Origin of the sequence: Methyloglobulus morosus KoM1, assembly GCF_000496735.2 — a bacterium.
Classification (GTDB): domain Bacteria; phylum Pseudomonadota; class Gammaproteobacteria; order Methylococcales; family Methylomonadaceae; genus Methyloglobulus; species Methyloglobulus morosus.
Map to the genome: position 1 here is coordinate 1 of NZ_AYLO01000110.1, position 19,876 is coordinate 19,876.

Genomic DNA, 19,876 nt, shown 5'->3' on the forward strand with positions numbered 1-19,876 from the left:
CGAAGTGCTACAGCAAAAGCAAAGACATGCTTAAATATTCCGTCATGCTTTTGATGCTCAAATGGAACGGCGAGCTAAAGCCTATACTTTATTAACAATGCCAGATATACAAGCCTAAATACGGACACAAATGTATATTCACAAATCGAAGAAAAAATTGAATTTGAAGTTCAATATCAATCAATTTACAAAAACAAAATATTTATATGCAGTTCAGCAGTTATTTTCAATGTAACGCAGTCGAATCGAGGATAAACGAAGCTTCTGATCCCTCGATTTCGTTATACTTCATCAAGGTTAATCGCTTTAAGTCTTATAGCGCATAGGTTGGGCTGAGGAACGTACCCCAACACAAAGTTGGAGTTCACTATCAGGTTTCTAAACCTACTACGGACTTATTTACATATAAGCGTATGGTTATTTATATGGCTATTTGTTAACCTTAACCGATGGCAAAAACAAGGTTCGAGTGGGATGCAGAAAAGGATCGGCTAAATTTTGAAAAATATGGGGTTTCATTCGCGGTTGCCCAATATGCCTTTGCTGATCCACGCCGTGTTATTGCCAAAGACGAATCCCATAGCCAAACCGAAGAACGGTTTTATTGTTTTGGTGAGGTAAATGGTGGGATTTTAACGGTACGGTTTACTTATCGTTCCTCAGTTATACGAATTATTGGCGCTGGTTACTGGCGCAAAGGAAAGGCAATTTATGAGCGCGAAAATCAAATACACCAATGAACCCTTGGGCGACGTTAAGGTAATCGCCGATTTCTTGCCTTCTCCCGCCGAACTGGCGTTTAATGAAGAAGGCGTTAAGGTTACGCTTGCGTTAAGCAAAAAGAGCATTGATTTTTTTAAGGCTGAGGCAACTAAAAATCACACGCAATATCAACGGATGATTCGCCGTCTTCTGGATGCTTATGTTGAATCGCATAGTGCTAACGCAAAAACTGGAAGTAACTTATGAATATTGAAACCATCACTGAACAGGCATTAAAACTCGAACCCGCTTTAAGGGCTTATGTCGCTGAAATATTGCTCGAAAGCCTGGATTATGAAGAAGATTTCAATGTGTCTGTTGCCTGGCGACAAGAAATAAAAAAGCGGTGCGATGAAATTGATGCCGATCCTTCAATTTTAATAGATGGGGGAAGCTTCATGGCTGAGTTAAGACAACGCTATCTATGAAGTTTTACTTTCATCCTCAAGCGCGTGAGGAATTGGAGCAAGCCATACAATTTTACAAATCCCAACAAGCGGGATTGGAAAAGCGTTTCCTTGAAGCTGTTGATGATGCGATAACCAGGGTTTGCCGTAATCCCCTCATTTACCGAAAAATTGACGAGAGTGCCAGAAAGTGCCGATTGCTGCATTTTCCTTACGCAGTCATTTTTAGATTAGCGTCGGAACAAATTGAAATTGTTGCGATAATGCACATAAGACGGCAACCGGATTACTGGAAGAACCGTAAATAGCAATTGGGTTTGAGCGAATTGAAGCCCCATTCCACAGAAATAAGAACACAAATGCCCAACCAAGAAAAATACCTCACCATGACCGTCCTCATGACCCCCGATATGGCGAATTTCTCCGGCCATGTCCACGGCGGTTCGTTGCTTAAGTTACTCGATCAGGTCGCTTATGCCTGCGCGGCGAAATATTGCAAAAGCTATGTGGTCACGGCGGCGCTGGATCAGGTGTTCTTCCGGCAGCAGGTCAATGTTGGCGAACTGGTGACTTTTTTGGCGCACGTCAACCATGTCGGGCGGTCATCGATGGAGATCGGCATCAAGGTAGTCGCAGAAAATTTACGGACGCATGATAAGCGCCATACCACGTCCTGCTATTTCACGATGGTGGCCGTAGATGATGAGGGCAAACCGATGGCAGTGCCACAGTTAATATTGGAATCCGAAGCGGAAAAACGACGTTTTACTGGCGCACAAATCCGTAAACAATTACGCCAGGAAAGTTTGGAAAAAGTTCGTGCCTTAAACAAAGAGATAACCGAGGAAGAGTGAAGAGAATGGGTGCCGTACAAGATAATTTCGAACGCCTGCCGTTAAAGGAATTCGCGGAAAAGGCGTACCTGGATTACTCCATGTACGTGATCCTGGATCGCGCCTTGCCGCATATCGCTGACGGCTTGAAGCCGGTGCAGCGGCGTATTGTTTATGCGATGTCCGAATTGGGCTTGACCGCCTTAGCCAAATATAAGAAATCCGCCAGGACGGTGGGCGATGTGTTGGGTAAGTTCCATCCGCACGGCGATTCCGCCTGTTATGAGGCGATGGTGCTGATGGCTCAGGATTTTTCTTACCGTTACCCGCTGATCGACGGGCAAGGCAATTGGGGCTCGCCGGACGACCCGAAATCCTTTGCCGCTATGCGCTACACCGAATCACGGTTGACAGCTTACGCCCAAACCTTATTAAGCGAATTGGGACAGGGTACGGTCGAATGGTCGGACAATTTCGACGGCACTTTAAAAGAACCGGTTATTTTGCCGGCAAGGCTGCCCAACCTGCTGTTGAATGGCACGATGGGCATTGCAGTTGGCATGGCGACCGATATTCCACCACATAATCTGGTGGAAGTGGCGGGAGCCTGTATTCATCTGCTCGACAAACCCGATGCGCCGTTGGAACAACTGCTGGAACATATCAAAGGCCCGGATTACCCAACCGAGGCCGAAATCATCACGCCGCGCGATGAAATCCGCAAGTTATATGAAACTGGCGGTGGTTCGATCAAAATGCGTGCCAAATACAATGAGGAGGACGGCAATATCATTATTACCGCACTGCCTTATCAAGTGTCAGGTTCTAAATTGCAGGAGCAAATCGCCGCGCAAATGCTGGCGAAGAAATTGCCCATGATTGAGGATTTGCGCGACGAGTCCGACCATGAAAATCCGACTCGCTTGGTGTTAATGCCAAAATCGAAGCGCACCAATATCGACGAAGTGATGTCGCACTTGTTTGTCACGACCGACCTGGAAAAAAGCTATCGTGTCAACATGAACATGATCGGCCTGGATGGGCGGCCAAAGGTCAAAGACCTGCGGGAAATCTTGGTTGAATGGCTGGCTTTTCGTACGGAGACTGTGCGTAAGCGTTTGCGATTCCGTTTGGACAAAGTGCTGGCACGCTTGCATGTGTTGGAGGGCTTGCTGATTGCTTTTCTCAACATTGATGAAGTGATTGCCATCATCCGCTTTGAAGATCATCCCAAAGCCGTCATGATCGAACGTTTCGGTATCACCGACATCCAGGCTGAGGCGATACTTGAATTAAAATTAAGGCATCTTGCCAAACTGGAAGAAATCAAGATTAAGGGCGAACAAGCCGAATTGGAACAGGAACGTAAGCAATTGGAAGCGATTTTAGGCTCAAAAGAATTGCTCAATAACCTCATTAAATCCGAGTTGGAAGAGGATGCAGAAAAATACGGTGATGACCGCCGTTCGCCTATTGTCGCTAGGGAAGCCGCACAAGCATTGGAAACCACGGCACTAATCGCCAATGAACCTTTGACCGTGGTCCTGTCCGAAAAAGGCTGGATACGTGCTGCAAAAGGTCATGATTTCGATGTCGAAAGTTTAAGTTACCGTTCCGGCGACGGTTTCCTGGATGCAGTGAAATGCCGCTCAACCCAGCCGGTCTATGTGTTAGATTCCACTGGACGCGTGTACAGCACGACCACACACGACCTGCCTTCCGCCAGAAGCCAGGGCGAGCCGTTAACGGGACGCTTGAATCCGCCGGCCGGGTCATTATTCAAATATTTGTTGGCCGGCAATCCTGATGATTGGGTATTGCTTGCCAGCAGTGCGGGTTACGGTTTCCGCGTCCGGATAGAAGAATTGTTTGTTAAAAATAAGGCAGGTAAGGCGTTAATTTCATTGCCGGACAAATCAACTGTTGTAAGACCTGCGTCGATTGCAAACCAGGGCGATTTGTTGGCGGTCGCCACACTGCAAGGGCGCTTACTGATTTTTCCTGTCATCGACTTGCCCGAACTGGCAAAAGGGAAGGGTAATAAGATTATCCAGATACCGACCAAAGATTTATCTGCCGATAAAGACCGTGTGATTGCTATGGCAACCATTCCCGCCAACGGGCAATTAGTGATTGTTTCCGGCAAAAGGCAATTGACCTTGAAAACTAACGATATTGCACATTACTCCGGTAATCGTGCTAATCGGGGCCTAAACTTGCCTAAAGGATTTCAGCGGGTGGATGGGTTATTTGCCGGGTAATATTAAATCAACTCGCAATGCATCGCCATGACGGTCAATTCAGCTAAGTCTTGGGCTTCCATTTTTTCCATGATTTTTGCCCGGTGGACATCAACGGTGCGGTTGCTGACATCCAGCTGTTTGGCGGCTTCTTTGTTTGAAAGCCCCTTGACAATTAAGACAAGCACTTCGTTTTCCCTAGGCGTCAGCAAACTCAAGCGTTTTTTTAATTTACGCTTTTCTGCTTGATAAACACGGGTATCCAGGTCTTTTTGGATCGCTTCCTGCATGCGTTTGAGCAGGACTTCGCTGTCAAAAGGCTTTTCCATGTAATCAATGGCACCCGCCCGGAATGCCTTTGAGGAGTCAGGCACATCGGCGTGTCCGCTGATAAAGATGATAGGAATGGCAAAATCCCTGCGCACCAGTTGTTCTTGAAGCTCCAGGCCGGTCATATTAGGCATACGGACATCCAGGATCAAGCAACCGGCTTGGTCTGGGTCGAAATTATTCAGGAAATCATCGGCGGATTCAAAGCACCTGACATCCTGTCCGGTCGATTCGATGAGCATGCTCAGGGAATCCCTTACAGAAAAGTCATCGTCAACCAAATAAACCAGGGTTTTAGGTTTCGTTTCGTCCATAGTCGGTGTTCTCCGTCGGTAATGTAAAATAAAAAGTGGTGCCTTTATCTTCTTTGCTATTGAAATGCAAAGTGCCATGATGGGATTCTACCAAAGATCGGCTTATGGATAGGCCCATGCCCATGCCGGACGATTTGGTGGTGAAAAAAGGCGTCAATATTTTTTCTTGTTGTTGCGGCGTAAGTCCAGGCCCGTTATCTTTAACCCTGACCTCAATGTAATTGATAGGATTAAGGCTGGATTCTATCGAGAGTTGCCGTTGGGTAAATTGCGGCAACTCCTTTAGGGCATCGATACTGTTCCTGATTAAGTTGAGCAGTACTTGCTCGATCTGTACCCGGTCAATGAATACGCTGGGTAGGCTTTTGGTCAGTTCAAATCGCATGGAGATCAAGTTTTGCTTAAAATCGGACTCAAATAGGCTAATCGCATCGTATATTAAGTCATTGATATCGACTGTGGAGCGATGAATTTTGCGGTGCTTTACAAACTCCCTCATGCTATGGATTATTTGGCCTGCCTTAAGTGCTTGTTGGTTGGCTTTTTGCATGATTTCGCCGATTTTGGCCATATCCTGGTTTTCGCTTTGAAGCAGGCGCATACAGACCTGGGTATAGTTGACGACAGCAGAAAGCGGTTGGTTGACCTCATGGGCAATACCCGAAGCCATTTCACCCATGAGGCCAACGCGGGTGACGTGGGCGAGTTTTTCCAGGTGTTCTTTTTCTTGTTGTTCCTGAAGTTTCCGCGCACTCACATCCCGCACTATACCACTAAAATAACGCACCCCATCCAACGGAAATTCAGCAACAGTCATATCCAGCGGAACGAGCAGGCCATCCTTGCGTAAGCCTTCAACTTCCCTGATTTGCCCCAAGGCTTTGGGTATAAAAATACGCAGGTATTTCTCAAGGTAAAGATCCTGGTTTTTTCGCATGGCAATCGGCATCAACAGCCTAATACTGTTGCCAATTAACTCTTCGGCATGATAACCAAAAATATTTTCTACCGCCGTATTCACCGAGACGATTGCACCGGCAGGATCAATGACGATAATGCCCTCAATTGAGGCATTTAGGATGGAATTGAGTTTGGCTTCGCGTTCGAGCAGTTGATGCCGTGAATAATTCAGCTCGTCAATGGTTTTCTTTAGGGTGTTATTTTTGTCGGTTAGCTGGTCAGTTTTTTTGACGATATGGCTTTCCAACAATGCGATTTGCTCAGAAAGCCCCCTATTTTGTTGTTCAAGTTCAAGCTGACGAGACTGGTATTGGATCAATAGCGTTTGCAGTTCTGTGCTGGACAGTTGTTCAATAGTGTCGGGCTTGATTAGCATACGTTTGATAGGGTGTCTTTGTTTTTGGGCGACATTCGCTTTACCTTAAACTTACAGGCAATATGGGGTTCAACTGCATCGTATAAAAATCCATGACTAAGTGTAGGACAATTATAGGAAATCATAAGCGGTTATCAACAAAATTAAACGGTTGGCTTTCTGGCAGAAACCCAATAATTGCCCCGTTTTGTTGCGTGCTGTTTGCCTAAAAAAATTATTCGAATCACTGAACAGCAGTGGCTTAAATGGTGCAATCAACTGGCTTTATTGCACATTTGTAACGCTTAAATATTTAATTGATTGTTTAATTTAATGCCTATCGCCCATTATTTTGTTAATAAGCGATTGTAATTAATGAACAATATGGTGGGTAGTAAAAAACATAAAAAATTGGCATACATTCTGCTTGATATAACTCATGCATCTTCCATTTAGATGCCTGTTATCCATTATTTACAGTGATAGAGGTGTGTCGATGAGTAGTTTACATAAAGATATCTTGATCGGGCTTCTTTTCATCATCGGTATGTGGAGTTTTGTTTCCGGTGAATTCGTAATCTCGACCCTATTATTTGCAAGTGCGGCTATCTATAGCAATATGGTAAGGCGTACCAGTTAGCCGTATTTTGGTTCTTCAAGCGTGTGTGGTGCCTTCAAGCAGGATTTCCTGATATCCCTGCTTGGTTTACACCTCCCTTTGTGGCGGCACATTGGGAGGTTTCTTTGCGGGCGAATTATTCACTAACAAGGGAACTCCGAGCAAGTCGATGCTTTTGGGTTTGGCTGTCCTATATGCCTATAGTTCACCGCGAGAACGGAACCAATACCTTACCGTTTATCCATCCCAAGTCCTGGTAAGCTGAGGATAGAATTATCCGCAGTTGCTTAAATGGATGAAGCAAGCTGTGAAGTTTAGCGAGACCAATCAAAACCAATGCAGTTGTGTGTTTAATAATGATGGACCATGCATGGGCCTTGGTTATGCCAAATGAATCCATTTTGCAACGGATGGAATTCCGTTAGTATCCGTCAGGAACAACATATACCAACCTGGCGGCGCAATGCCGGATTCATGGGTTACTTGGACTTTTAGTTGGGCTTGAGTTTGGGAAACTATCGCTAAGTCGACCAGGCGTTGGCCGCAATCGAAGGAATGCGTCGTTATACCGCTGCGGATCAAACTGGCCCAACGAATTGACGTTGCTTGTGTTGATTTGACAGTAATGGTTTTTCCATATCCCCATTCCGTCGGAACGGCCCCGATAGATGGTCGAGGCCCTTTGAACAGATAAGGCGGGCTAAACACTTCCAACCGCATTTCTTCTTGCGGATCGGCGGGTTCCCAGGCGACAGATTGGCCACCAAAAGGGTTGCTGCCTGCCGCCACTACGCGGCCATCGGGTAGCAGCAAGGCGACAGAATGGTAAAGCCTTGGCACTATGGCAGTTGCCATCATGTGCCAAGTATCGGTTGAAGGGTCATAGAGTTCCGCCTGCAATCGCGCTAACGGGATTGTTTCCTGTTTGAGGGAACCGCCACTGACAAAGACCGTGCGGTCAGGCAGGATTATTGCATTCAGATGGATACGTGGAAGCAGCAAGGGCGCAGCGGCGACATAGTTGGGATGGGCTGCATTAAAATCAACAATGCTCACCATGCCGGTTGAGTCGGTCTGGTTTTGTTTTCCGGCAGGGCCGCCGCCCATAATCATGATTTTCTGGTCTTGCGCGGGCGGCAGAATTACGCTGGCCGATTGGTTACGCAATATCGGATCGAGCAGGTCGTTCACGGGCTGGGTATGGACTGGGTTTTGGTTAGGGTCGAAAAGGCACGGCTGGACATCCAGTTCATCGTCCATTCGACCGCCAGAGAAAAAGACTTTTCCGTCCTTAAGAAGAAACAAATGGGCATATAAGGGCAGTCCTGGAAATCCAGGCGCAAAATGCTTAAGCTCCCAAGTATCTGTCACGGCAGAATAAATTTCTAGCGTTTGGTTATGGTTGTTGGCAAAGCCTTCATCCAGTCCGGTTGTTGCTAGAAGACGACCATCCGCAAGTGTAATTAATGTGGGATACCAACGGCCATGCGCCATGTGTTTGACGAAAGACCAGTCTTGGGTGGTTGGATCAAACACAGCCGCCTCGGTGCGGCCTCGGAATGGCCCATAATCCAACGTCCCTCCGGCAGCCAGCAAACGTCCGTCGGGGAGAAAGGTATGGCCGCAACAGAACATATCGAAAGGTTTCCCGTTGGCATCATCGAGTGTGGGCGGGTGGAAAAAGTTGGGGTTCCCTGGGCCAGTGGCGGCTGAAGGATCCCAAACAACACTAATTGACACGCCTTTGTCCACATCACCAAAGTCATGGCTATGGAAACGCACTTGACTACTGCCAGAACCCGCAAAGAACAGCACTTTACCGGTAGGTAACAGGGCGGCATGGACGGCCAAGACACCGGAGTGATAAGGCAATAATTCCCATTGCCCATGGATTGCTGGGTCTTCGACCAGGTCAACCACTTCGTAGAGGCCGACATTCAGTTCTGGCGGATTATCGACCATCAGAACCAGCAGTTTCGGCGTACCGCCCAATGCCACGGCGGCAATACCGCCGCCTTGGTTTTCCCAGGAAAACCAGCCGGGTACGCCCATCCACGCATCCCATCCGCCAGCCGGATTACCATTTGCGTCGACCTGCTTTGCGACTTTGAAGAAAGCCTGGTTGTGGCCGATAGCGTTATCGATATGAAAGATGACCAGATCCCGAATACCATTGCCCATGTCTGCAACGGCAATACCCGCGCCTTGGTTTTCCCAGGAGAACCAGCCAGGGACGGGTAGCCACGGTGTCCAGCCGCCCGTTACATTACCGTTGGCATCCAATTTCTTGCCTATCCGGTACAGGCCTTGGTTCAGTTCGCCAGGATTGTCAATCATGAACACGATCAATTCTGGGTGGCCATCGTTATCCAGGTCGGCGACAGCAATGGCACCATGCTGGTTTTCGAAGGAAAACCAGTCCGGCACCGGAACCCATGGGCCCCAACCGCCGTGTACATTGCCATCGACATCTAGCTGCTTACCTATCCGGTAAAATCCTTGGTTTTTACCGTTCGGGTTGTCGATCATGAAGACGATCAGTTCGGACTGTCCGTCCCCGTCCAGATCCCATGCCGCAACGCCCGAACCCTGGTTTTCAAAAGAGAACCAATCCGGGACGGCTTTCCATTCACTCCAACCGCCGGTAACCATTCCCTTATTGTCCAGGTTTCGACCAATCCGGTAATTTGCCGCATTCTGGCCGGGCGGCGCATCAACCATGATTACTATGAGGTCTTGCAATCCATTGCCATTCAGGTCGGCTGCCCCAATGCCTGCGCCTTGGTTTTCCCAGGAAAACCAGTCGGGAATGTTCATGAAATGGTTTGGCATGAGCTTGTTCCTCCAGTCTGTGCGTTATGTCAATGGCTTGAGATTTGACCTCAGGATTGGAAATGTCGAGTACAGCTTATGTGCATAGTAACAAATACCCCATAAAAATTGATTGGGTTTAATCGGCAGTGCCTGACAAAGTGAAGGTAATACTTATTTAAAGATTAAGGTGCAGGTTGGCACTAAAGTGGACGATATCACTATTTAGTTCAACATGCCCTGTTCAACAATAAAATCGCCAATATCTTTAAGGCCGATGCCCGTTTTTAAGTTCGAGAAAACAAATGGTCGTGATCCACGCATTTTCTTGGCATCCCGATCCATAACTTCCAACGATGCCCCTACATAAGGCGCAAGGTCGATTTTATTGATGACCAATAAATCGGAACGGGTGATGCCGGGGCCGCCTTTGCGGGGGATTTTGTCGCCTGCCGATACGTCGATCACGTAAATAGTCAGGTCAGCGAGTTCTGGGCTGAAGGTAGCGCTGAGGTTGTCGCCGCCGCTCTCGACGATAATAAAGTCGAGGTTTTCAAAACGCTGGCTTAGCTCATCGACCGCAGCGAGGTTCATGGACGCATCTTCACGGATGGCGGTATGCGGGCAACCGCCTGTTTCTACGCCTAAAATCCGTTCTTCCGGTAGGGCTTGGCTGCGGATTAAAAACTGTTGGTCTTCTCGGGTGTAGATGTCATTGGTGACAACGCCGATTTCAAAATCACCGCGCATATGCTTGCACAAGGCATCCACTAATGCTGTTTTGCCGGAACCCACTGGGCCGCCGATACCTACCCGTAATATCTGTTTGTTATTCATTTTATCCTCACGAACGAAAGAGTCTTGAATATTGCATTTCATGCCGACTGCTGGCTAAAGCCAAACTGAATGCGTTGCCACCGATTTCAATATCACTCAGTTGTAAAGCCTTGTCAACTAGGCCCGGTATGGTCGCGGCTAAATCCGCCAATAAGCGTTGCCCCGCCACCTGTCCTAGCGGAATTAATTTGACGGCACATAAAACTTGATTTTCCAGCCAACTCCATAAATAACCCAGCATTGCTTGGTCATTTGAGATGCCCCAGTTAACGGCGGCAAAACTGAATCCCGTAGCAAGTGTGGTTTCTGGTTTGCGTATCCAGGCCTGCATGGTGGGCATCCCCATATCAGAAAGCAGGCGCGCCAAGGCTTGACCGGTTTGCCTGTCTTCTGCCCTTAGTTCTGCGGTTTCACGGTACGCGATTAATGTCCTGCTCCAATGGCAGACACTATCTTCATCATCGCTATTCCATGCCACATAGAGCCTTGCCAATATGGGCAAGTCGATACCTGTTAGGCAACTTTCCATGATGCCGCTCATCCATTCTTCCGCTTCGGATGCAGTAGCTATCCAACCGTCATCGACTGCGCGTTCCATTCCCTGGGAATAACTGTACATCCCGATTGGCAAACCTGGGCTGACCAATTGCAGTAAGCGCAACAATGACAATTCAGTGACCATGACCGTGATAAGCGCCTTGCTCCGGCTCAAAGGGCAGTGATTCATGGGTGACGGTTAATCCAAGTCCAGCCAGCATTTGGTCTAGGACGTGATCGGCCAAAAAACGCAATTCGTTAGGCAGGATCTGCAAAGCAATGTGGCGATTGCCCAGATGATAACAGGCGCGGGCGAATTGTAAGGGGTTATCGGTGCGTACTACGGACAACAATTCAGCCGCTGCATTCACCCGAACGCGATAATCGTCATGCCCTTTCAATACCAAGCCGTGGCTTAACATTTGACCGCGCGGCAAAAAGATCCCGATTTTTGTCCCGCTATCGGTCTGGCTTAAGAGGCGGCTTTTTTGACGGGTTTCATAAGGCAAGGTCACCACATCATCAGACGTTGTCGAGTCAGCCACTAATTCAGTCAATTTCAGCATACTCAAAATAAAAAGTAGCGTTGGGCGAACGGCAATAGCGTCGCCGGTTCGCAAGTTAAAAGCTGACCGTCAGCACGAACTTCATAAGTTTGCGGATCGACTTCAATTTTCGGTTGGTAGTTATTATGGATCAAATCTTTCTTGCCGACAGTACGCGTCCCTTTTACCGTTCCCACTTGCTTTTTGAGTTTCAATATTTTTGCAACATTTGATTCGACAGCGACTCTGGGCAAGAAGAACATCGATGTTGCCGACGCAGCCCTCCCGAATCCCCCAAACATAGGCCGATAATGCACCGGCTGTGGCGTTGGGATTGACGCATTCGGATCGCCCATTGGTGCGGCGGCAATAAACCCGCCCTTTAAAATAAGGCTAGGCTTGACGGCAAAAAAAGCCGGATGCCATAACACCAAATCTGCCAATTTACCCACTTCAATCGAACCCACTTCATGGGAAATTCCATGTGTAATGGCAGGGTTAATGGTGTATTTGGCGATATAGCGCTTGATACGGAAATTATCATTATGCGCCGTATCTTCCTTTAATTGGCCTCGTTGTGCTTTCATCTTATGCGCGGTTTGCCAGGTTCGGATTATAACTTCGCCGACCCGCCCCATGGCTTGGGAATCGGAAGAAATCATCGAGAATGCTCCCAGGTCGTGCAGTATGTCTTCGGCAGCAATGGTCTCACGGCGAATGCGTGATTCAGCGAAGGCAACATCTTCGGCAATACCGGGGTCAAGGTGATGGCAGACCATCAGCATATCCAGATGTTCGTCTACCGTATTGACTGTATAAGGCCGGGTGGGATTGGTGGAAGAGGGCAGCACATTGGGTTCGCCACACGCTTTAATAATATCTGGGGCATGACCGCCACCAGCACCTTCGGTATGGTAGGTGTGAATGGTGCGACCCTTAAATGCCGCAAAGGTGTCTTCCACAAATCCCGATTCATTTAAGGTGTCGGTGTGGATAGCGACCTGCACATCAAATTGCTCTGCGACATAAAGGCAACAATCAATGGCTGCGGGTGTCGTGCCCCAATCTTCATGCAGTTTTAGTCCCATGGCACCAGCGTGGACTTGCTCTTCCAATGCAGAAGGCAAGCTGGCATTGCCTTTGCCCAGCAAACCGAAATTCATCGGGAAGTCATCCAAGGCCATCAGCATGTGACGGATATTCCAAGGCCCAGGCGTACAGGTCGTCGCATTCGTGCCCGTAGCGGGCCCTGTGCCGCCTCCGATCATGGTCGTCACGCCCGACATCAAAGCTTCTTCGATTTGTTGGGGGCAAATAAAATGGATATGCGCGTCTATACCACCTGCCGTCAATATTTGGCCTTCGCCAGCAATAATTTCCGTACCAGGGCCGATGACAATATCCACGCCCTGTTGGGTATCCGGGTTGCCTGCCTTACCGATCCCCGCAATACGCCCGTTCTTGATACCGAGGTCTGCCTTGATAATGCCCCAGTAATCAACGATGAGTGCATTGGTGATGACCAGGTCGACTGCCGTGAGCGAATCAAGCTGACTTTGCCCCATACCGTCACGGATTACTTTGCCGCCGCCGAATTTGACTTCATCACCGTAAACGGTGCGGTCTTCTTCAACTTCAAGAAACAAGCCGCTATCCCCTAAGCGTACCTTGTCACCCGTCGTAGGGCCGAACATGTCGGCATAGGCTTGTCTGTTAATCCGGCTCATCTATCCAACTCCAATGCGCCCATTACCGTTTGGCGAAAACCGTAAATCCGGCGCAAGCCAGCAAACGTAACCAATTTTACTTCGCGTTGTTGGCCGGGTTCGAAGCGCACCGCTGTCCCTGCCGGAATGTCCAATCGAAAGCCGCGCGTTAGGGGGCGGTCGAAATGCAAAGCCGGATTGGTTTCAAAAAAATGATAATGCGAACCGACTTGGATAGGCCTGTCGCCGCTGTTGGCTACCAGCACATGAATCACCTCGCGTCCCACATTCAAATCGAGTTCACCTTCAAGAGTAATAATTTCGCCTGGAATCATAAGCTATTCCTATTCGATTGGATTATGGACAGTCACCAGTTTGGTGCCGTCAGGGAAAGTGGCTTCTACTTGGACATCCGGCAGCATTTCCGCAACGCCTTCCATAACGTCATCCCGAAAGAGCAGGGTACGACCCAATTCCATTAGTTCGGCAACGGCTTGACCGTCTCTTGCACCTTCCATGATTGCCGCACTGATATATGCCACGGCTTCTGGGTAATTTAGTTTAAGCCCCCTGGCTTTACGCCGTTCGGCTAAAAGGCCAGCAGTAAATATCAGCAATTTGTCTTTTTCGCGTGGTGTTAATTGCATAGTTACATTCCAATCCGGTTACTTCTATATAGCAGACCCGTGCAGGGTTCGACAAGCCCACCATGAGCGGCTTTACTTAAGTTGCCCATATACGTGGCGCACAGGCCTTACGTTGTAAGGCTTCAGGCCTTACAATCGCCCAAACCTGTTCAAAAAAACCACGCAGCCGATCGCTTCTGGTGTCCAACGCCCGGCAGACCAGCAGGTTTTCAATGCGCGTAACACCACGGTTTTTGCTATCGCCAATTAATTCCTGGACAGCCGAAAAGCCTTTCTCACCGACTGGCGTGGCAAACAAAGTGCCACATGCCGAATAACCTTGCAACCCCCACCGTGCAGAAAAAGCCTTAGCATCGAGGTGGAGGCGTTCCAATAATAGTGGACGGCCTTCACAAAAAATCTGCCAACTCAAATCCGCTAAGCCGTAATCAAAATTTTCGGCGCAGGCGGGTCGGCCTAATGACAAAATTTCCCAACCGATAAAACGGGCATCTGTCGCCAAATCGACCTTAACCGAAGACTTTAGCTGTGCGCCTTCATAAATAATAGTTTCCTGCGGTAACCACTCCATTGTCGCACCGCTTGCGATATTGATCTGCACTGTTTGTACAGCCTGTACACCGGAACTGCGATAAAACTTTCCTGCGGCGGGCGTGGTAATCAGTGCATGGCTATGGGGGGCGGCTTTGGCGCCTATCGTCAGGTCATCACCGCCCACAATTCCGCCCGGCGGATGCAGGATATACACATGGCACACGCCACCTTCAGGATAAAACGGTCGTTGTACGGTTAAAGGCCCAACATGTTCGCGCTTGACCAGCAAAGTCTTCCCAGCACTTTGTGCAAAGCCCAGTTGCAACCGGGCTTGCCAACCTTTAGCTGGTGTGCGCGCTACTAGCGCTTGGTTTACCAAGATTGTTCAACCTGCCAGTAACAGTATGCCGACTGCCGTACATATCAGGCCAAAACTAATCCGCATAAGGCTGAATGTTTTTGCTCCGAATAAACCTGATGCAATACCTAAGCCATGCAAAACGGCGGTAGTAAACAAAAACCCCAGCGCATAACCCATCTGATCTGCACCGTTTGAGGCTTCCGCAGCATGTACATAGCCATGAAACAACGCCACCACCGCCACCAAGCCCATTGCCCAAGCTATGGAAGTTTTCCAATTAACCGAAATAACCAAGCCGAATACCAGCACTGACAAAGAGACCCAAAGCTCGGCATAAGGCAGGGCAAAATTTGCAAAACCTAAGCTTGCGCCAGTTGCCATCAGCAGCAAAAAACTCAGCGGCAATACCCATATCTGCTTACCTCCTTGGACACAGCCCCACAAGCCAATGGCAAACATCACCAAGACATGGTCGACGCCCAGCCAAGGGKGGATGAGTCCCGCCATAAAGCTGTGGGTTGCACCTACACCCGTATGTGCCAGTAGGGGAGCAGAAAAACCTGTCAACAGGATAGCCAACAACCCATTTGTTATGCTTTGCTTTTTCATAAATACTTGCCTCAGTGTTCACACCGTCAAATAACGCTTAACCATGTCTTCATTCAACTCTGCCATTTTTCCGGCAGCGACACCGCGTCCCCGATCCATAATATAAAACTGGTCTGCCACTTTTCGCGCAAAAGGTAGTTTTTGTTCCACCAACAATATCGTCACGCCCAGTTCATTCTTGATTTTGACGATGCCTTCGCGAATTTCATCTTTCGCTTCGTCTCCGACCTTGAGCAACTGGGTTGGCAAGCCTTTGGTGCGATTGAGTCGAATAATCACATCGCCGATCTCGCTGACGATATTGGGTTGGATACCTTCGGTCGGTTCGTCGAGGATCAGTAATTTTGGGTTAAGCACCAACGCCCTACCGATAGCCAACTGTTGTTGCTGACCACCGGACAAGTCGCCGCCCCGCCGTTTGAGCATTTGTTTCAATACGGGGAAAATATCATAAATATGTTCGGGGATTGATTTAATACCCTGTTTACGCACCGCACGCAGGCCGATTTTCAGGTTTTCTTCCACCGTCAATAAGGGGAAGATTTCCCTTCCTTGCGGCACGTAGCCAATGCCTAATTCAGCGCGTAATTCGGGTTTGGCGTGACTTAATGCGGCACCGTCGTAGTTGATATTGCCATCACGCACAGCGATCAGTCCCATGATGCACTTCAATAACGTGGTTTTGCCCACCCCGTTTCGCCCCATCAGGCACACGCAGGAACCGGCAGCCATATCAAAGTGGACATCCCATAAGGTATGGCTGCCGCCATAAAATTGATTTAACCCGGCAATATTCAGCATTAGTCCCCCAAATACACTTGTACGACACGTGGGTCGTTCTGCACTTCATCCATGGTGCCTTCGGTCAACACCGAACCTTCATGCAATACGGTAACCCGATGCTGGGCAATGGACCGCACGAACTCCATGTCATGTTCGACGACAATGATGGATCGTTCGCCCTGTAAGGACAGTAACAATTGCGCGGTACGTTCGACCTCTTGATGGGTCATGCCGGCAACGGGTTCATCGACCAACATCACTTTGGGTTCTTGCATCAGTAACATGCCGATTTCCAACCATTGTTTCTGTCCGTGCGACAAGATACCCGCTAAGTGTAACCGATGTTCGGTAAGTCCGATGGTTTCCATTACCTGTTCAATACGATCACGTTGTGTCCCGTTTAATTTGGCAAACAAGGTTGTCCATACGCCTTTATTTGTCGCCAAGGCCAGTTCCAGGTTTTCGAATACGGTCAGGGTTTCAAAGACGCTTGGCTTTTGGAATTTCCGGCAAATCCCCGCCGTGGCAATGGCGGGTTCATCCATTTGTAGCAGGTCTATAGTTTGCCCAAAAAATACCGAACCACTATCAGGACGGGTTTTGCCGGTAATAACATCCATTAAGGTCGTTTTGCCTGCGCCGTTCGGGCCGATCAAACATCTCAATTCCCCTGCATCAATGTACATGGATAAGTTATTTAAAGCTTTGAAGCCATCAAAGCTGACGCTGACCGCTTCTAGGTATAAGATCGGCCCATGACTGGTATCCAATTCCCCCGTTTTGGGTTTATGCACTAGCTCGTTCATGGTTTTTGCGCCTGTAGGCGACGTTGCCAGAAACCGACTAAACCATCGGGCAAAAATACGGTTACCAGGATAAAACTCGCGCCCAAGAAAAATAACCAGATTTCCGGTGCCCATCCAGTTAGTAAGGTCTTGGCATAGTTGACCAGCACTGCACCGACGATGGCGCCATATAAAGTCCCACGACCCCCAATAGCTACCCAGATGACGATTTCTAGTGAATTCAAGGGGGAAAACTCACTGGGGTTGATGATGCCGACCTGCGGCACATACAAGGCTCCTGCTATGCCGGCCAGCATGGCGGAGAAGACAAAAACCCACAGTTTGAAGTGTTCTACGCGATAGCCTAAAAATCGTACACGGCTTTCCTGGTCGCGCACTGCCGTCACTACTCTGCCTAATTTGCTTATCATGATCCAACGGCTGACCATAAAAGCCAAAATAAGCATTAGGCCAGAAATCAGTAACAGGCTTGCCCTGACGGCTTCGGATTGTATATTAAAGCCCAGAACATCTTTGAAATCGGTTAGGCCGTTATTGCCGCCAAACCCCATTTCATTGCGGAAAAATGCCAACAACAAGGCATAGGTCAATGCTTGAGTAATGATGGACAAGTAAACGCCTGTCACCCGCGAGCGAAAGGTCAGCCAGCCGAATACAAACGCCAACAGGCCTGGCACCAAGACGACCATGAGCGCCGCAAACCAGAACTGCTCGAAGCCGTACCAGTACCAGGGCAGTTCTTGCCAGTTGAGGAAGACCATAAAGTCGGGCAATAGCGGATTGCCGTAGACGCTGCGGTTGCCGATCTGGCGCATCAAGTACATACCCATTGCATAGCCGCCCAAAGCAAAAAATGCGCCTTGCCCTAAAGCCAGGATGCCGCAATATCCCCAGACCAAATCCAGCGATAATCCCAATAACGCAAAGCACAGGTATTTGCCCATGATCGAAACGCTGTAGGCCGAAAAATGCAGTGCCGATTCGACAGGAAAAATGAAATTGAACAACGGGACAAGCACTGAAAGTAGGGCGATGGCACCCAACAACCAACTTGCTGTTTTATCTTGCCTATACAAAGTCGACAACATGGTTAGCTCTCCGCCGCCCGGCCTTTTTGCGGGAACAAACCACGTGGGCGCTTTTGGATAAACAGGATGATGAACACCAAGACTAATATTTTAGCGAGGACAGCACCGGCAACAGGTTCGAGCAGTTTATTGGCTATCCCTAAAGTAAAGCCTGCCAACAGCGTTCCCCAAAGATTGCCTACGCCGCCGAACACCACCACCATGAAAGAATCGACGATGTAAGCCTGTCCCAAATTCGGGCCGACATTGGTGATTTGGCTTAAAGCGACGCCAGCCACACCGGCAATACCTGAACCTAGTCCAAAAGTTAAAGCATCGACCCGTGCAGTAGGAACGCCCATCGCTTTTGCCATGCCGCGATTTTGGGCAACAGCGCGGACTTCCAGGCCCAAGCGGGTATGTTTAAGAATTTGCAATAATAAGGCGAACACCAGTAAGCAGAACACCAGGATGTACAAACGGTTCCAGGTTAGCGAAAGGAAATCGTTAATTTGCCAAGTGCCGCTCATCCATTCCGGTGTGGCGACACTGCGGTTCAGCGGCGAAAAAATTGACCGCACCGTTTGCTGTAAAAAGAGGCTGACCCCGAAGGTCGCCAGCAACGTTTCCAGAGGCCGACCGTAAAGAAATCGGATAATACCGCGTTCGATGGCTATGCCCACTAATGCGGAAATCATAAACGCAGCGGGAATAGACAATATCAACGACCACCCCAAGGAATTCGGCATAAGTTGCTGCATCATATAAGTGGTATATGCACCCAGCATCATCAATTCGCCGTGTGCCATATTGATGACACCCATTACACCAAAGGTAATCGCCAATCCAATCGCCGCCAGCACCAGCACAGCACCTAGGCTCAGACCGAAAAATAAGGTTTCGATGCCGGCATAGAGTTTCAATCGGGAATTAATCGCGACTAAGGCCGTTTTAGCCTGATTACGGACATCTGCATCCGCTTCCGCATAATTACCATCGGCATTCTTTTCGACCAAGGTATTTAAGCGGTTCACTACATCTTGAGTGGCATGGTTTTTTAGCAAATCTATGGCGGCTAGTCGGATGGTCTTGTCCATGCTATTTAAGTCTTCCAGGCCAAGTACCAATTTAATTTCATCTTGAACGCTTGAGTCCGGTTCTATGGCGAGACGATCACGCAATAAGACTAGGCCTTCTTGGTCTATCGCTTTGGCAATGGCATGGACTGCGCCAATCCGCACTTTGGCGTCAGTTGCCATAAGCTCGCGGCGTCCAATAGTTTTTCTTAACGAAGTCCTAAGGCTATTATTGACCGTGATTTTTTGCGTAGCTTCACGGTCAGCCCTACCTAAATCCTGTCCGGTTTTAGCATCGTTCAGTTGATAACCTGTGCCGTTGTCGGTACCGATAACGAGTTTGCCGTCGTTCTTGAGCTTTAATAAATGCCCATCCAATAAGGCCTGCAAAACAACGATAGCCCTGGGTTCTTGCACAGCGGCCAGTTGTTCGACCGCCGCACTGCGTTCCTGCATCGAAGCGGCAGTTAGCTTCGTTAGTGCTTCATTAAAGACATCAATCTGCACTGTTTCTTCGCCAAGCGTAAAACTTGGCAAACACAGTATTAACAGTGCCATTGAAAGTAAACAGCTTTTAAAAATATGGGGTTTCATTCTATGCGTTATGGATTTCATCGTTCCCACGCTCCGGCGTCACTGCCATTAAGTTAAGCCCTATTTGTCTCAAAAGCACAGTTTTTTCTGCCGTTTATGGAAACTCAGCAACGAGCGGGCCGAACTGTTTTTTCGGGGCGGAT

At 48.6% G+C, this 19,876-nt stretch carries 21 protein-coding genes; 6 read left to right on the forward strand and 15 right to left on the reverse strand.

Annotation, left to right across the window (positions count from 1 at the left end; genetic code table 11):
- The first annotated feature begins 449 nt into the window (after positions 1–449).
- The 6 genes from MGMO_RS14195 to parC are packed head-to-tail and all read left to right on the forward strand — an operon-like array spanning position 450 to position 4,263.
- On the forward strand, positions 450–740 hold the full coding sequence (locus tag MGMO_RS14195) for a BrnT family toxin (RefSeq protein WP_023495747.1): 291 nt from the start codon (positions 450–452) through the stop codon (positions 738–740).
- Entirely contained in the window at positions 712–969 is a 258-nt protein-coding gene (locus MGMO_RS14200; protein WP_023495748.1) for a hypothetical protein, read from the forward strand. Before MGMO_RS14195 ends, MGMO_RS14200 begins: the two co-directional genes overlap by 29 nt.
- Entirely contained in the window at positions 966–1,190 is a 225-nt protein-coding gene (locus tag MGMO_RS14205) for an addiction module protein (protein ID WP_023495749.1), read from the forward strand. The genes MGMO_RS14200 and MGMO_RS14205 overlap by 4 nt, the downstream gene beginning before the upstream one ends.
- On the forward strand, positions 1,187–1,477 hold the full coding sequence (locus MGMO_RS14210; RefSeq protein WP_023495750.1) for a type II toxin-antitoxin system RelE/ParE family toxin: 291 nt from the start codon (positions 1,187–1,189) through the stop codon (positions 1,475–1,477). Before MGMO_RS14205 ends, MGMO_RS14210 begins: the two co-directional genes overlap by 4 nt.
- Positions 1,478–1,528: 51 nt before the next feature.
- Positions 1,529–2,023 (forward strand): acyl-CoA thioesterase, encoded by a 495-nt coding sequence (locus tag MGMO_RS14215; RefSeq protein WP_023495751.1) that lies wholly within the window; start codon positions 1,529–1,531, stop codon positions 2,021–2,023.
- A gap of 5 nt (positions 2,024–2,028) precedes the next feature.
- Complete coding sequence (parC, locus tag MGMO_RS14220; protein ID WP_023495752.1) at positions 2,029–4,263, forward strand: DNA topoisomerase IV subunit A; 2,235 nt, start codon at positions 2,029–2,031, stop codon at positions 4,261–4,263.
- A gap of 2 nt (positions 4,264–4,265) precedes the next feature.
- On the opposite strand, the gene MGMO_RS14225 is transcribed toward parC, so the two are convergent.
- From MGMO_RS14225 to urtB, 15 genes are all read right to left on the reverse strand, one after another.
- Positions 4,266–4,886, reverse strand: coding sequence for a response regulator transcription factor (locus MGMO_RS14225; RefSeq protein ID WP_023495753.1), 621 nt, complete (start codon positions 4,884–4,886; stop codon positions 4,266–4,268).
- Positions 4,867–6,222: a two-component system sensor histidine kinase NtrB gene (locus MGMO_RS14230; RefSeq protein ID WP_023495754.1), complete on the reverse strand. Its 1,356-nt coding sequence runs from the start codon at positions 6,220–6,222 to the stop codon at positions 4,867–4,869. Before MGMO_RS14230 ends, MGMO_RS14225 begins: the two co-directional genes overlap by 20 nt.
- A gap of 979 nt (positions 6,223–7,201) precedes the next feature.
- Positions 7,202–9,652 carry a galactose oxidase-like domain-containing protein gene (locus tag MGMO_RS14235; RefSeq protein WP_023495756.1) on the reverse strand — a complete coding sequence of 817 codons (2,451 nt, stop codon included), beginning with the start codon at positions 9,650–9,652 and terminating at the stop codon, positions 7,202–7,204.
- Between the two features lie 204 nt (positions 9,653–9,856).
- Positions 9,857–10,468, reverse strand: a complete 612-nt coding sequence (gene ureG / locus MGMO_RS14240) for an urease accessory protein UreG (RefSeq protein ID WP_023495757.1) — start codon at positions 10,466–10,468, stop codon at positions 9,857–9,859.
- A 7-nt stretch (positions 10,469–10,475) separates the two neighbouring features.
- A complete protein-coding gene (locus tag MGMO_RS14245; protein ID WP_023495758.1) occupies positions 10,476–11,195 on the reverse strand; it encodes an urease accessory protein UreF in 720 nt (239 codons plus the stop codon).
- Positions 11,140–11,571 (reverse strand): urease accessory protein UreE, encoded by a 432-nt coding sequence (gene ureE, locus MGMO_RS14250; RefSeq protein WP_023495759.1) that lies wholly within the window; start codon positions 11,569–11,571, stop codon positions 11,140–11,142. Before ureE ends, MGMO_RS14245 begins: the two co-directional genes overlap by 56 nt.
- Before the next feature lie 2 nt (positions 11,572–11,573).
- Positions 11,574–13,277, reverse strand: coding sequence for an urease subunit alpha (gene ureC / locus MGMO_RS14255; RefSeq protein ID WP_023495760.1), 1,704 nt, complete (start codon positions 13,275–13,277; stop codon positions 11,574–11,576).
- Complete coding sequence (locus MGMO_RS14260; protein ID WP_023495761.1) at positions 13,274–13,591, reverse strand: urease subunit beta; 318 nt, start codon at positions 13,589–13,591, stop codon at positions 13,274–13,276. Before MGMO_RS14260 ends, ureC begins: the two co-directional genes overlap by 4 nt.
- Before the next feature lie 9 nt (positions 13,592–13,600).
- The gene (ureA, locus tag MGMO_RS14265) at positions 13,601–13,903 is read right to left on the reverse strand and encodes an urease subunit gamma (protein ID WP_023495762.1); all 303 of its coding nucleotides are present in this window, start codon (positions 13,901–13,903) and stop codon (positions 13,601–13,603) included.
- Positions 13,904–13,979: 76 nt separating this feature from the next.
- On the reverse strand, positions 13,980–14,816 hold the full coding sequence (locus tag MGMO_RS14270; RefSeq protein ID WP_023495763.1) for an urease accessory protein UreD: 837 nt from the start codon (positions 14,814–14,816) through the stop codon (positions 13,980–13,982).
- Positions 14,817–14,822: 6 nt separating this feature from the next.
- Positions 14,823–15,407 (reverse strand): HupE/UreJ family protein, encoded by a 585-nt coding sequence (locus MGMO_RS14275; RefSeq protein ID WP_023495764.1) that lies wholly within the window; start codon positions 15,405–15,407, stop codon positions 14,823–14,825.
- A gap of 18 nt (positions 15,408–15,425) precedes the next feature.
- Positions 15,426–16,208 carry an ABC transporter ATP-binding protein gene (locus MGMO_RS14280; protein ID WP_023495765.1) on the reverse strand — a complete coding sequence of 261 codons (783 nt, stop codon included), beginning with the start codon at positions 16,206–16,208 and terminating at the stop codon, positions 15,426–15,428.
- Positions 16,208–16,996 (reverse strand): urea ABC transporter ATP-binding protein UrtD, encoded by a 789-nt coding sequence (gene urtD, locus MGMO_RS14285; protein WP_023495766.1) that lies wholly within the window; start codon positions 16,994–16,996, stop codon positions 16,208–16,210. Before urtD ends, MGMO_RS14280 begins: the two co-directional genes overlap by 1 nt.
- Positions 16,993–18,084: an urea ABC transporter permease subunit UrtC gene (gene urtC / locus MGMO_RS14290; RefSeq protein WP_023495767.1), complete on the reverse strand. Its 1,092-nt coding sequence runs from the start codon at positions 18,082–18,084 to the stop codon at positions 16,993–16,995. Before urtC ends, urtD begins: the two co-directional genes overlap by 4 nt.
- 2 nt (positions 18,085–18,086) lie before the next feature.
- Positions 18,087–19,697: an urea ABC transporter permease subunit UrtB gene (gene urtB / locus MGMO_RS14295; protein WP_235557298.1), complete on the reverse strand. Its 1,611-nt coding sequence runs from the start codon at positions 19,695–19,697 to the stop codon at positions 18,087–18,089.
- Positions 19,698–19,876 lie beyond the last annotated feature (179 nt).